Below are 13,628 nucleotides of genomic sequence, written 5' to 3'. Positions count from 1 at the left end.
AGCAGAGCCGGTGAAGATTACGACGTTGCGGCTGAATAACTTCCAGTCTTTTGGTTCGAAGCCGACGGCAATCGATCTCGATGACCTGACGTATGTCCTCGGTCCGAACGGCTCAGGTAAGACCGCTGTCCTTGAGGCGCTGTCACGGCTATTCAGCCCCCTGGAGGCTCAGCGCAAGATCCGCCTTGAGGACTTCCATGTGCCCGTCGGCCAACCCGCGGGCGAGTTGCAAGCCGGGGATCCGACGTTGTGGCTGGAGGTGGATGTCGAGTTCCCGGAAGCAGGAGCCGACGGGGAGCATGCATCGGTTTCACCGTACTTCTCGCACATGGCGATCGACAGCGCAGACGGTGTCCCTCGGATCCGCGTCCGGCTAACAGCCTCGCTGGCCCCGGACGGTGTCGTCGACGAGAAGATCGAGTACGTGCTGGAGGCAGATGCGTCGGGGGAACCTACGCGCCAAGCCGACATGCCACGGTATGACCGTAGGCACATTGAGGTGCATTACCTTCCGGCCCGTCGGGACCCCGCCGACCATCTCTCGTTCACGACGGCCTCGCTCATCGGTCGCACCCTTCGAGCCGCTGACTGGAAGACGGAACGCGAGACGCTGAGCGGCCTCACTGCTCAAATCACCGCGTTGCTGGTAGCGAACACCACAGTAGCGAGCCTTGGCCTTCGGCTGACCAAGGAGTGGCACAGTCTCCACCGCGGCGCCTACTTCAAGGATCCCTCGATCGCCTTCGGCCGAGGCGAACTGGAAGGTGTACTGCGGCTGCTCACCGTGACGTTCTCACCCACCCACGATGGTGCACCTCTCCCCTACGAACGGCTAAGCGACGGACAGAAGTCCCTGCTCTACATCTCGCTTGTGCTTGCATGGCAGTCCCTGGCCCGGCGAGTCCTCACCGGCGAGGAGACCTCGCTCGACGCGGACCGCCTGCGCCCGCCCGTGCACACCATCATCGCGCTTGAGGAACCCGAGAACAGCCTTGCGCCGCAGTACCTCGGCCGGATCATCCGCCAACTGCGCGATGCCTGCGCACACGGCGATGTGCAGTCCCTCATCGCCACGCATGCGCCCACCCTCCTGCGCCGTGTCGACCCCCATGCGATCCGCTTCCTGAGACTGAACGCTGCCCGGGAGACGACCGTCCACCGCATCGTCCTGCCCGAGGACGAGAACCTGGCGGCCAAGTACGTGCGGGAGGCGGTGCAGGCCTACCCCGAGCTGTACTTTTCGCGGTTCGTCGTACTCGGCGAGGGCGACAGCGAGCAGGTCGTCCTGCCCCGTGTTCTGGCGGCAGCCGGCATTACAGCGGACGACGCATCCGTGTCGGTGGTCCCCCTGGGAGGCCGGCACGTCAACCACTTCTGGCGCCTGCTCGACGAGCTGCAGATCCCGCACGCGACACTGCTCGACCTCGACGCCGGCCGTCACCAGGGCGGGTGGGGGCGGGTGCGTAACGCACTGAAGCAGATCAACACCGTTCATCCGGACACCTACACAGAAGAGCAGATCAACAAACTCCCCAAGTGGAATGACGACTGCGACTTCCCAACGCTCGTGGGCCCCGATTTCAAGGACGGGCACGGCCCTGTCGAGTCGCTGGAGGGGCGCGGGGTCTTCTTCTCCCACCCGGTCGACCTTGACCTGATGCTGCTGGCGGCCTACCCCGACGCTTTCGGCGTCAGCCCTACCGAACCGGGCACGTCAGCTGAGCCGGAGGAGGCCACCGTCGTGGCGGTGCTCGGCAAGAAGCACGTGCACGAGGAACGCCTCTCTGGCGATGTCCGCGCGCTCTTCGGCAAATACCACGGCATATTCAATCTCGGTAGCAAACCCGCCGCCCACCTGGCCGCTCTCGCCGACTTGAACGATCAGCAGTTGCTGGAGGGCCTCCCAGATGTCCTCGCCCGACTGGTCGAGTACGTCCGCACGAACCTGGCGGAGCTGCCGGAATGATCCACCCCGATCAGTGGCACCCTGTCGACGGCCTCGTCCTCGAACCCAACGCCTTGTCGGCCGTCACCATGTCGGACAGGAACGTGGTCGTCTCCGCGGGGCCAGGGGCCGGGAAGACCGAGCTGCTCGCCCAACGGGCGGACTTCCTGCTGCGCACCGGACAGTGCCCCTACCCGCGCAGGATCCTGGCGGTTTCGTTCAAGGTCGACGCCGCCCGCAACCTGCGAGAGCGCGTTCGCCGTCGCTCTGGTGCGCGGCTCGCGGCCAGATTCGACAGCTTCACCTTCCATGCCTTCGCCAAGCGCCTGATCGACAATTTCCGGCCCGCACTGACCGGAACCAACGCCCTCAACTCGGACTACCGGATCGTCGATCGCGATCGGATCGAGGGCGAGCAGATCACCTTCGGCGATCTCGTGCCCCTGGCGTTGGAGATCATCGAGACCAACGCGTATGCCCGAGGAGGCATCCGCCAGACCTATAGCCACGTCTTCCTCGACGAATTCCAAGACTGCACCGGGCAGCAGTACCGACTGATCAAGGCTGCATTCGGCCAGGCACCGGCCGTCCTGACGGCAGTCGGCGACACCAAGCAGCGAATCATGGCCTGGGCCGGCGCACTGGATGGAGTACTACAAACCTTCGCCAACGACTTCTCGGCCCAGCCGCTGCCTCTCTACCAGAACTTCCGCTCCGCACCCCGCCTGAGACGGATGCAGAACCGAATGATCGCTCAGATGGACTCTGGAGCGGTCAGTCCCGACGAGGAGCTGATCGGAGACGCCGGCGTCATCGAGGTGCTCGGCTTCGACACCGAACACGACGAGGCGCAGGCCCTGGCGGAGATGATCGACGGCTGGCTCCGCGAGGGCACGCCACCGAGCGAGATCGCCATCCTCGTACGCCAGCAGCCGCACCTGGTTGCGGCGGCGCTTGGCAGCGCACTCACGCGCTGCGGCATCGCCTTCCGCAACGAGCAGGTCCGCCAGGACCTCACCGCGGAACCAGTAGCTGCGCTCGTATTTAATTTCATTCGCGTGATCGCCGACGACAGGCAACCCGACGCGTACGCCGAACTCATGAGGATCACCAACCGATCGAGCGCGTCTGACGAGGAGGCATCGCGCTTCGATGGCCAGCTGAAGCGGATGGTCAGCCAAAGCCGATCGATCGTGCGCGGCTCCACGTTCAGGACGGGAGAGCCCGCTGTATGGAGGGCCGTCGTCCACGAGTTCCTGCAACTGGTGTCAACGCCGAAGCTGACCGCGTTGTCAGCCGGGTACCAGCAGGGCACCCGGCTCGACGATCTGATCGAGCAGGCGCTTGATGCTTTCGACCGGGAGCTTGCCGTTGACGGGGACGCCGTACAGGCGCTCCGGCGCCTGTCCGAAGTCGACGCTATCCGGATCTTGACCATCCACAAGTGCAAGGGCCTGGAGTTCGAGAAGGTCGTGGTCCTCGGGGTCGAGGAGCAGCTCTTCTGGGGCCCACCCACGGCGCAGGTGTCGGAGTTCTTCGTCGCGGTATCCCGCGCGAAGCAACATCTGGTGTTGACTCAGACCAAGCACCGCGATCGGCCAGAAGGAGCCACGGGTAGGTGGGACGAGTCGCGTACGCCGCACCAACGGTTCTTGGACTTCGCCCACGAAGACTAGAGCCCGTCCTCAGGCCCGAGCGTTCTAGTCCTCCTCGAGGACTAGAACCGCTACGCCGCCGGCGGTAGCAGCTCGTCCAGCCATACTCCAGAGGGCAGCGAAAGCAAACGTGGACGCCAGTGATTGAAAGATTTCATCTTGCTGAAGCCTTAAAATCTCTTCTCGGCAGTCGGTTCTAAACTTGGCTGCCAGCTGGCCCGCACCCGACCCTCCTTCCAGGCGGGGAAAACTGGAAGGGATCGGCCGCCCTAGAGCTATGCGTCAGGCGTTATCTATTGATATTACCGTTCAAACAGGGTACGAATACTGTTAGCGACGGCCAGCCAAGAGTAACGAGGAGCCCCAGCAGGGGCTTTTTTCGCCTCCCTAGAGCCGGAATCGCCCTGTCCGAATTTATTGTTACCGGAGCCTGCCATCGGCAGGATTTCCTCCAGTAGCCAGGTAGCACGAGGATTGTACTGCGGCTGGAGCTGCACGCCGTCCAGAATGAGCTTGTCGAACAGCTCGGTAATCAACTCGCGTTTGCGGTCGCCGTTCGTGGATTTCGTGAACTCATCGGCTGCCTGCTGTGTCATCTCCACGAAGCTGAAGGCAGTGCCAAGGTATGACGTGTCTTCCGCTCCCAGTGCCTTGAGCTGCCGGGCAACGTCGGCTTGCTGGGCATGAAGCGAGATCGCTTTCAGGTCGTACTCACCGGCATTGATCCGCCCTTCGAGGCGGTCGTCGTACAGGATGGTCAGCTTGGCCTGGATGCGGCCCTCTTCTTGCTTGAGCCCCTCCGCAGCGGCCTCTTGCAGAGAGAGCTGGGACCGTAGGCCGGCCTCAAGCTCGTTCTTGAGCCACGCGGTCAGGCGAGGCTGTGGGGCCTTGAGCCGACTTAAGGCCCCGGCCAGCTGCTCCTCGATCGCCTCTTGCCGGACGAAGCGCCGCCGGCTGCACGACCGCGGCTTGGGGCACTTGCCGTACCAGTGACCTTTGGCAGTCTCCCAGACCAGCAGGCCCTGGCAGGCCGCACACGTGACCAACCCCTGAAACAACGGATGGTGCTTGCGGTAGTGCTGAATCTGCGTGGCGCTGCGAGACAGCGTGCGCTGCACCTGCTCGAACAGATCCACCGAGACAATCGGCTCGTGGCTGCCGGGGTACTGCTTGCCGTTCCACCGGATCACGCCGATGTAGTAGGGGTTGTGCAGCATCCGGAAGACTCGGTCGCCCTTGATCGGCTTGCCGTCGATCAGCAGCCCGCGCTTGGTCATCTCCCGTGCTAAGGACTTCACCGTGAAGCGCTTCGTCTTGGCGAGCTTGAACATCTCAACCACGAGCGGTGCAACAGCCGGCACGACCCTCTGGACCCGCTTACCGCCGTCCAGCACGTTCTCGTAGCCGGGCGGTGGGACCGCCGGAAACCAGCCTTGGCGTAGCTTCTCCAACTGACCCTTGCGCACTTCCTCGCTCAGGTTGTCGGTGTAGTTCTTAGCTACCACCACGTGCATGCCCCAGACGAACTTGTCCTGGGAAGACGAGTTCTTGTGCAGCACGAGCGAGTTCTTGGGGCAGTGCAGTCGGCGCGTGTCGTCGCCCTCCAGCCACTCCTCCACCATGACCGTGTCCTTGAAGTTTCGCAGTAGGCGATCCACCTTCTCGCAGACGAAGTGCAAGACTTGGTGTTTCTTCAGGTAGACCATGGTCTCGTTGAACGTCTTGCGCTGATCGACCTTCGACGCCGTCTCGGAAATATGGAACGGCTTAATAGCTTTCAAACCAGCGCGCTCGCAGTAGTCGCGCAGGAAGCGCTCCTGGGCTTGCAGCGAGTAACCCTCTTGTTCTTGCTCCTTGCTCGACACCCTGACCAGGATGACAGCTCGTTTTAAATTCTTACTCGTAGAACCTCCTTCTCCGACAGTGCCGGATAGTTAATGGGTTCCCCGCCCAGCTATTATGCGACCTTCCTGGGGCCAGTCAAGAGTTATCAACATTGGCGGCTTCATGCTCAGCTATTCGACGTTGCACACCGAGCTTGGTTAGGGCGGTGTAGAACCGTCCGAGCCAATCGGCAATTTCCGTAACCTCCGCCAGATCAAAGTCTTGGCCATAGTCTTCAAGAAGGATGGACTGGAGTTCGTCCAGTCGCTGAGCTTGAGTCCGCGCATTGTTTGACATGACAAAAAACCCTCGATTATTGGATGAGAAAGACCCGAACCAGCAGAAGCCGGTCCGGGCCAGATTTGAGCGTCAAGAGAGTCAGGCGCGCACCACCTCTCGTACCAGCTTGAGCGCCTGGGCCTTCAGCGGCTCCGGCCTGATGAGCGTCCGGTTGAGCTTGGTCTCCCAGGTGCGGGACCGTCGGACGTGGTCCAGGTACTCGCCTGCGGCCTGGACGAGGCCATAAGCGGTGTGAGCGACCGGTGCAGTGGTCGGGGAAGCCAGGATGGTGCGGACGGCCTTGCGGGCCTCCTCGACGTTGTTGGCGACGCGGTCGGTGACGAGGCCGTTGGGCGGCATAGGGATGAACTCCCTCACGAACAGCTCACGCTGCTGGGCGGTGACGGACATGCCGAGCAGTTCAGTGGCCAGCGCCTCGTAGGCACGCATCTCCTGGCGAGCGTCAGTCACAGCCTCTCGGGCTTGGACGACGCGGTTGCGCCAGCCCGGCTTGTGGATGAAGGAGAAGGTGGTGCCGGTGCGGTCGCCTTCGAGTTCGGCGGCGCGGAAGGTGTTGGCGCAGACGATGCGAACCGCGGTAGCTCTGAGCGTGCAGCCGCCCGGTTGGCCGTGTCGGTTGGTGATGGCCAGATACGGCAGCGTCGGGCTGTCGTCGCCCGGCAGGACGATGGGCTCGTCCAGCAGGGCCAGGCACCAGACGGAGCGGCCTTCATCGAGGGAGCCGGCGGTTTCCCACTGGACGTTCGGCTGAGCCAGAACGGCTTCCACGATCTCGCCCATCTCACCGTGGTCAATGACCGCGTACGAGTCCCGGTTGATCCACAACGTGGCGCTGGTGTCAGACCTGGCGATGCGCTGCCAACCCTCGATGGGCCGGTACAGCGGGTTGCCGTGCCCGTCGGTGCTGACCAGCTCGTAGACGGATTCGGTGATCGGGTCCCAGGTCAGGCCGGCGAGGTGCCGGGCTTCGTCCCAGGTCTTGGGGTGCTGGTCCAGGACCAGCCCCTCACGGTGCCAGGGCATCTCCCTGACGGAGAACATCGACTCAACGTTGGCAGACATAGCCGCCTCCCTTGATCAGTTCGGACATGAGGAAGGCAGCCCACGCGACGCGTGGACTGCCTGTTGGGTTGGATGTGAAAGGTGCGATGGCCTGGCCAGGTCAGGTCTCCCTCAGCTCGTTCCAGCAGTAGCCGCAGTTCGGCCCTGGTTCGCCGGTGAACACGGAGATCGGGATCACGTCGGTGTCCTCGTTCTCCCAGCGATGATGTGCCATCACCCGGAGGACGGCATTGATCGCCTGGTCCTCCTCGATGACGTAGGTGTATGGCTCCTCGCCGTCGTAGCGCTCTCGCCCCGCGACGGTCACCGTGTAGGTGGCCATGGCGGCCCTTCCGCCTGCTCGGCGTAGAAGTGCATCAGCGCCCGTTCGATCAGGACATCTGGGTTCAGGCTCTCCGCCGCTGCCAGGTGAAACAGATCGGCCAGCAGGTCGCTGATCTGCGTCTCGATCGGGTCGGTGTGCTCGGCGTCGCCGTCGGGGAACTGGTCCACGTACGCCTCGACTGCGGCCTGCGCCGCCTCCATCTTGATCATTGCGGCTGGGATGCCAGGGAACTGGGCTACACGTCCGAGACGTCGATATCCGAGACCTCGTAAGTGGAGGTCTCACCATCGACGTCGTCCAGGCCCGACAGGTCGGGCTGGAGGTACTTCAGGGCGTCCTCCTCAGCAGCGGCCTTGTCGCCATGATCGACTTCGTAGCTGCCGGAGATCATGTAGCTGACCTTGACGGACGTCGCGTACGGCTCGAGCTCGAACGTGGACAGGAAGCTGTCCAGCCCGTCGCGGCAGATTGAGCCGTTCTCGTGCACCTCGATGGCGTAGTCACGGATCGCGTTCAGCTTGGTGGCGTGGGCCTGACGCTGCTCGGCGTGCGCCTCGATGGCGATGCGCCGGCAGATGGACAGGGCCTCCACGGCCTCACGCAGAGCGGCCTCGCGCACCACCGGGTCGGTGATGGGCTGGATCTCCAGCACCTTGGTGCCGTACGCCATGATGCGCCCGGCGAAGTAGACCTCGATCCAGTCGGGGTCAGCGACCCGGAGGACGACTGCGTTCGAGTCGCCGATCTGGACAGGGGCCGGCAGCAGCGCGGCCAGGTCTTGCGGCTCCATCGTCCGCAGCATTTCGGTGGTGAGGTCAGACATGGCTGACTCCCTTCCGAAGATAAGAACAAGCACTGATTTCAGCGGTGAGGCTCAGTGCCAAGCCCTTCGGGCAGACGCCCGCCCGACCAGCCGGGAAGCCCTCGGCGGCTGGTCGAGTGGACGTCTGCCACCACGGTCACAACGTGCAGTCGCAGACGAAGCAGGTTTCGCCGTCGACCAAGTCTTCGGCGTAGAGGATTTTGGGGAACTCGTACGACGTGTAGCTGTCCTCGTCGTTGCGGTTGATCCCTGCAGTCTTGGCCGCTTCATCGAGCACTTGCTCGGTGGTGAAGCTCTCCGGGCTGTCGATGAGGTAATACGGGGCAGCCAGGTCCTTTGCGCAATCCGGACAAACGGTCTTCTCGCCGTAGTAGTACGCGACGATGTCGGTTGCGCCCATGAGCGCCTCTCGCTTTGCTGATGTGGTCATCTACCGGGATCCTTCTTCATTGGTTGATTCGAGCTGGACGTATTCAGTTGTGCAGACTGACGTGATGGGTGAGGCGAGGGCGGTCAACATGTCGGCCTCCGTGGTGACGACGAACAAGCCGCGGGCCGCTGCCGTCTGCCGGTCGATGACGCGCTGGACCGCCTGGCGACGGGCATCGGTCGGGACGATGAAGATGACACCGGGGAAGATGCCGAAGCGCTGCTGCTCGACGCCGGACAGCTCGAAGCGGCGGTAGGCCTCGCACTTGTCGACGATGTGACGCTGACCTTCGGTGCCCCGGTCGATCTCCACGAACCAGGACAGCTCCAGGCCACCCGTCACCAGGCGCACCACGGCGTCTGGTTTGGCCACCAGGGGCTCATCGCCCAGACCGAGGTAGCGCCGCCAGCTGTCGGGCTCGGCCTGGAACTCTCGCAGCGTCGGGCCGCCGTCGCGGCCCTGCTCAGTCAGACGGACGTACAGCTCCGAGATCGCCAGACGGTGGGCAAGGAAGGCGTCGGACGGCATCCAGCTGCGGCGCTGGCGTTGGCGGGCGGCAGTATCCGCCCCGCTGAGGGACCAGCCAGCCTCGGTCAGGGTGAGCACATACCCCGGTGCCCCAACCTTGCGGTCCCGGGAGCGGTTGGCGTAGCGCTGGATCAGGTTGAACCGGACCAGGCGTTCAGCATGCCGCTGGCCCAGGCGGGCGGTCGTGGTCGGCTTGCATTCACCGAACACGAGACGGCCAAGTTGGGCCGTCGTGGCGACGTGGAGGGTGGCGAGTTCGGCGAGGAACTGGCGCTCACGAGGGGTCAGGGCGACGGCCAGCTGGGCGAGACGGCCACCGGTGAAGGGACGGGTGGGCGGAGGCATAGCGGTAGGGCTCCGTTTAAAAGATGTGTACGGAAAAGGGTAGAGATTCATACACGGGGATGGGTTAAAAGGCGTTCTGAGCAGGGAAAATGGGCAGGCAACTCGTGCCACATGACGACAGGTCTGGTGACAGGCTCACTGGTCGGGCCGGGCTCCGCGAGCGCCGCTGCGGGGCCTGCCGGCTTCGCGTCGGACGGCGATCTCCTGCTCCACTTCGGCCCGGTCTCGGCCGTAGGCAGCTCGGGAGACGGCCCGAGCCTGGTCGCCGAAGCCAGCGGGCTCAGGCGGCGGGTTGGTGGCGATGCTGACGGGCGGGCTCACCTGGCCGTTCGCAACGATGGCGGCCACCGCGGTCCGCGGCTCCAGCGTCAGGAGGTCCTCCGGCTTCACCTGCGGCCCAAGAGCACGAGCCAGGGTGGTGGCGTCATCAGGACCGGGCTGGAGGACGACCTTGGTGCGGGCCTCGCTCAGCAAGGCGGCACGCAGATTCGGCGGTACCTGGGTGATGTGCTGGAGAGCGGCGATGATGCCGAGGAAGTGGCCGCGGGCGCGGGCTAGCATGTCGGTCAGGTCAGCCCCGCTGCGCAGGAAGCGGCCTACCTCATCGATGTAGAGGAACGTCAGCTGACGTTGGTCGCGAGTGACAGCGGCACGGCGCATGGCGGCGTTCCAGACCATGCTGATCAACAGGCCGCCGAGCAGATCGACGGCGTAGGAGCCGGCCAGGCCGGACGGCAAGGCCACGAGCAGGATCTTGCGCTGCTCTATGACCTCTCGCATGGTCCAGGCGGGCTTGGCCTGTCCGAGCATGGCGCGCAGCTGTCGCCGGTCGGTCAGCGGCGAGATCTTGTTGATGACGGCCGAGACGGCTTGCCCGCGCTCACCTTCGCTCCAGCTGTTGAAGCGGGCGAAGAAGGCTCCCACAGTCGGAGCGAAGGCGGGATCGAGTCGGGACAGCAGTGAGGCGCGGAAGACCTCGTCGGTCAGGACGGCGGGCAGTTCCACGAGCGTCATGCCGGGGGTCGCTGCCAACAGAACCAGCACGGCCTTGAGCACTTCCTCCAGACGGGGACCCCAGCTGTCAGCGTTGGCCTTGATCAGTTCCATGACCTGGTCGGCCACCAGCTCGGCGTCGTCCTTGGAGCAGGCCAGCGGGTTGATGCCCACCGGCCGGTCGTCGCTGGCGTCGAGGTAGATCAGGTCGCGGATGCGTGCCTCGGGGATGCGGTCGGCCACGTCACGGGCCAGGTCGCCACCAGGGTCGAGCAAGATGACACCCCGGCCAGCCTGGATGTCCTGGGCAATCTCGCCCAGCAGCAGCGTGGACTTGCCGGACCCGGTCGGGCCGGTGACCAGCTGGTGCATCAGGCCGTCGGTGGCCGACACCGCGATGCTGCGTTGCAGACCGTCGTAGGTGGCGGTCCCGAGGATGCGTCCGTACGACAGCAGGTCGGGCACAGGCGGGAACGATCGGCTGCCGGTTAGGGCCAGGCCCGGCATCGTGGGGCCGGCCAGCGGCCAACCGAGCATCGTGGCGGCCTCACGGGCGTTGACGTAGACCGGGGCCACGGTGTTGCCGGTGGCACCTCGAGCCAGCCAGTCCGCTGCCCGATCGGGCAGCCAGCGTGGCACCAGGGCCGCACCGTTCTGGTCGAGCTGGTGCAGCGAGGCCATGAGCCGGCCGACTAAGAGGTGAGCCCGCGGCCGGTCGCTGGCCGCTGCGCCGACGGTCCCGACGACGGCAAACCACGGTTCGGCCGTCTTGGCTTTGAAGTCAGCGGCGGCCTGCTTGTCCAGAGTCGCGGGCGGTGTGGCCGTTAGCCACCGACTCAGGTTTTGCAGCCAGGGCGGTAGCAGGCCGGAGCCCGAGGTGCGCTGTCTTGCTAGCGGCAGCTGCGGCGTCCGGACGGGATAGACCACCAGCTGGTAGACGAGGGCTTCGTCTCGTGCCAGTGGTTGCAGGGCACTGAGCACGCCGGTGGTGAACGCCTCTGGGGCATCCGTGCGTAACGGCCGGGCGGTCGTGGTCAGGCGGATACGTCGCAGCCACCGGGCCGGGGGCAGGATCGGAATGTCAATCAGGGTGGCGCGCAGGCTGGGCACGATGCCGCGCAGCTGGCGCAGGAGCACGTCCGCCTGATGCTTGGGTAGCCGGAGCCGGTGCTCGATGCGGCCGGGCCATCCGACCGACTCGAACACGACGGTGTCGCGGCCAAAGAGCCACCCGCGAGACGGCCGCAGCCGGGTCAGGGCGTGCAGGAAGGCCGTCACCTGCCCAATGGTCAGGTCACGTGGAAAGGCGAGCCGGTACGTTACTCGGGCCGTGTCTCGGGTTAGCTGGTCGCGAAAGCGCAAGAAGAGAATGATTGCGATGGTGGCGCTGAAGAGCGCGGCACTTGCGACAAGCCTTGTACTGTCGCTCATGGACGGCCTCCAGTGTGCGGAGGCAGCGCATAAGGGACACCTACGGCCGAGACGGGCCAGTGATTGCGTGGTGCTTCACGAAGCATCCACCCCCCTTGGCCACAAAAATCCGCCTATGCGAATTTGGTGGCGGTTATGAGAAGCGCAAGTAGATCCATTGCAACTTCACCAATCAATTATAGCACGGTAGAGCCGAAAAGTCAATTACTTTAAGGTTCTACATCTGGTGCGAGTGGGCTTTTGGGTTGCATTTTTGGCGCGTTGATTCCGCCGCGATCGGACTAATTAGCGACAGCCTTTACGAATGCCCCCAGCCGAGGTGGGATGGCCCAGCGCCGACCCCGCACGGCCCCGCACGGACTGCTGCGGCCTACGCGCCGGCGTACGCATCGGCCTACGTGTCGAGCGGGACCATCATGGCGCTGAGCTGCGACGACGACTGATTCTTCCCCGGATAACCTCCGGTCCTCCTGCTAACTACTCGCCGATCGTCAGCCAGTCGTCGCCTATGCCGTCAAGGTCGTTCGTCCTTCCCTTCCGCTGCTTAGCTCTCGGGTGCGGGCGCTCCACCGTGACGGCGTCTCCTACTGGCCCGTGTCGGTCTCGTAGTTAGCAGGAGGACCGAGTCATCATGAAGCGTTACGTCGATATGGAAACTGGCGAGATCATCGATGCGGTGAGCTTCCAAGCAATGCAGGCACGGCTGGTGATGAAATCCCGGCCACTGCGTGAACTGCATCAGCCTCAGGTCAAGCCGCAAGCCTGGAGCACGTGGGCGATGAAGCTGGTCCGCCACTTCGGAACGCTGCTAGTGCTTTCCGCAGTGCTCGGATTCATCCTCCTGAGCCGCTAACTACGACACATAAATCTAAAGAGGCGCACCTGGGCGGCGGTCTCGGCTGGCGACGGGCACCTGAAGGGTGCAATACCTCAGGGGGCCGCGTGCAGCAGCGCGTAGATGGCGCTGAACAAGATGGCGCCCAACAGCAACAGAAGGCTGAGCAACAGGAACAGGCCCAGGCACGTCAGCCGGAAGTTGCGCCAGGTCTCAAGCGTCAGCCGCGGCGCGGGCGGCTGCTGCGGTGGCGGCGCTGGACGTCGGGGTGGCGTAGGCCGTGGCGGGGCGGGACGTCGGGGTGGCGTAGGCCGTGGCGGGGCGGGACGTCGGGGTGGCGTAGGCCTCGGTGGTGGTGGAGGAGGAGGTGGAGCCGGTTCCACCTCGTTGATGCAGACCGGCACCATGACGATGAGATCGTCGACCATGAGCCGGAGTCGGTCTTGGCGGGTACCCAGCCCATCGTGCGCCGCCATCGGCCGGGCCCGGAGCCGTAGCGTCACCGCTGAGACGTCGCGATACGGCTGCGGCTCGACCACCTGCCAGAAGTCTCCGCGGTCTTTCAGTACCCACGCGTAGCGGATGGTCGATCCGTCGCTGAAGCAGACGGTCACGACCTGGTCGGGTGGTATCTCGCCAACTACGACCGACCCGAAATCCACCACCTGTGGATTGACCACGACGACCCGTGGTGGTGGAGGTGGCTCGGGGCGAGGTCGAGCTGACCCATTCTCGCTGGCCGAGTTGGCGCCGGCGGCTGATTGCCGCCGACTCAGGTCATAGTCCAGCCGCTTGGAGCTGTTGGTCAGGATGTGCAGGGCGTCGTTGAGCCTGGCCGCTTCCTGGTGCGCCAGGTCCTTTTCGTGCTCGGGCCGGCCGTCGGGGTGGATGTGGCGCATCCGCTTGCGCCAGGCGCGCTGGATGGTTGCTCGGTCGGCATCCGGCGGCACGCCAAGCAGGGCGTACAGATCATCGGTTGGTGGTCGCCACACCTGGTACCTCGCAGACCACAGAGTGCTCGTCCAGCCACCTGCTCCAGCTAAGGATTTCGGCGAATAACACAGCAACTGCC

At 64.5% G+C, this 13,628-nt stretch carries 13 protein-coding genes; 3 read left to right on the top strand and 10 right to left on the bottom strand.

The genetic code is table 11. From position 1 onward, the window contains the following. The first annotated feature begins 10 nt into the window (after positions 1 to 10). Together JYK04_RS30000 and JYK04_RS29995 are read left to right on the top strand one after the other, a co-directional pair. On the top strand, positions 11 to 1,966 hold the full coding sequence (locus JYK04_RS30000; protein ID WP_189745597.1) for an ATP-dependent nuclease: 1,956 nt from the start codon (positions 11 to 13) through the stop codon (positions 1,964 to 1,966). After that, complete coding sequence (locus tag JYK04_RS29995) at positions 1,963 to 3,621, top strand: UvrD-helicase domain-containing protein (protein WP_189745595.1); 1,659 nt, start codon at positions 1,963 to 1,965, stop codon at positions 3,619 to 3,621. The genes JYK04_RS30000 and JYK04_RS29995 overlap by 4 nt, the downstream gene beginning before the upstream one ends. Before the next feature lie 281 nt (positions 3,622 to 3,902). Here the strand turns inward: JYK04_RS29995 and JYK04_RS29990 are convergent, their stop codons facing one another. The 9 genes from JYK04_RS29990 to JYK04_RS29950 all read right to left on the bottom strand — a co-directional run bounded on the left by JYK04_RS29990 (position 3,903) and on the right by JYK04_RS29950 (position 11,721). Next, positions 3,903 to 5,474, bottom strand: coding sequence for a recombinase family protein (locus tag JYK04_RS29990; RefSeq protein ID WP_268254174.1), 1,572 nt, complete (start codon positions 5,472 to 5,474; stop codon positions 3,903 to 3,905). Between the two features lie 106 nt (positions 5,475 to 5,580). After that, positions 5,581 to 5,781 (bottom strand): hypothetical protein, encoded by a 201-nt coding sequence (locus tag JYK04_RS29985; protein WP_189745591.1) that lies wholly within the window; start codon positions 5,779 to 5,781, stop codon positions 5,581 to 5,583. Between the two features lie 81 nt (positions 5,782 to 5,862). Then, positions 5,863 to 6,846, bottom strand: a complete 984-nt coding sequence (locus JYK04_RS29980; protein WP_189745589.1) for a DUF932 domain-containing protein — start codon at positions 6,844 to 6,846, stop codon at positions 5,863 to 5,865. Between the two features lie 100 nt (positions 6,847 to 6,946). Further along, on the bottom strand, positions 6,947 to 7,168 hold the full coding sequence (locus JYK04_RS29975) for a hypothetical protein (protein ID WP_189745587.1): 222 nt from the start codon (positions 7,166 to 7,168) through the stop codon (positions 6,947 to 6,949). Continuing rightward, entirely contained in the window at positions 7,150 to 7,380 is a 231-nt protein-coding gene (locus JYK04_RS29970) for a hypothetical protein (protein ID WP_189745585.1), read from the bottom strand. Before JYK04_RS29970 ends, JYK04_RS29975 begins: the two co-directional genes overlap by 19 nt. A 26-nt stretch (positions 7,381 to 7,406) precedes the next feature. Next, positions 7,407 to 7,994: a hypothetical protein gene (locus tag JYK04_RS29965; RefSeq protein WP_189745583.1), complete on the bottom strand. Its 588-nt coding sequence runs from the start codon at positions 7,992 to 7,994 to the stop codon at positions 7,407 to 7,409. Between the two features lie 136 nt (positions 7,995 to 8,130). After that, a complete protein-coding gene (locus JYK04_RS29960; RefSeq protein WP_189745581.1) occupies positions 8,131 to 8,424 on the bottom strand; it encodes a hypothetical protein in 294 nt (97 codons plus the stop codon). Beyond that, complete coding sequence (locus tag JYK04_RS29955; RefSeq protein WP_189745579.1) at positions 8,425 to 9,297, bottom strand: replication-relaxation family protein; 873 nt, start codon at positions 9,295 to 9,297, stop codon at positions 8,425 to 8,427. Positions 9,298 to 9,432: 135 nt separating this feature from the next. Next, positions 9,433 to 11,721 (bottom strand): type IV secretory system conjugative DNA transfer family protein, encoded by a 2,289-nt coding sequence (locus JYK04_RS29950; protein WP_189745577.1) that lies wholly within the window; start codon positions 11,719 to 11,721, stop codon positions 9,433 to 9,435. A gap of 631 nt (positions 11,722 to 12,352) precedes the next feature. Here JYK04_RS29950 and JYK04_RS29945 point away from each other — a divergent pair. Next, positions 12,353 to 12,574 carry a hypothetical protein gene (locus JYK04_RS29945; RefSeq protein WP_189745575.1) on the top strand — a complete coding sequence of 74 codons (222 nt, stop codon included), beginning with the start codon at positions 12,353 to 12,355 and terminating at the stop codon, positions 12,572 to 12,574. A 77-nt stretch (positions 12,575 to 12,651) separates the two neighbouring features. On the opposite strand, the gene JYK04_RS29940 is transcribed toward JYK04_RS29945, so the two are convergent. Beyond that, the gene (locus tag JYK04_RS29940) at positions 12,652 to 13,548 is read right to left on the bottom strand and encodes a J domain-containing protein (protein ID WP_189745573.1); all 897 of its coding nucleotides are present in this window, start codon (positions 13,546 to 13,548) and stop codon (positions 12,652 to 12,654) included. Between the last annotated feature and the right edge of the window lie 80 nt (positions 13,549 to 13,628).

Source organism: Streptomyces nojiriensis, from assembly GCF_017639205.1.
Taxonomy (GTDB): domain Bacteria; phylum Actinomycetota; class Actinomycetes; order Streptomycetales; family Streptomycetaceae; genus Streptomyces; species Streptomyces nojiriensis.
The sequence above is the reverse complement of the archived record's forward strand: the minus strand, read 5'-3'. Positions and strand labels throughout refer to the sequence as shown.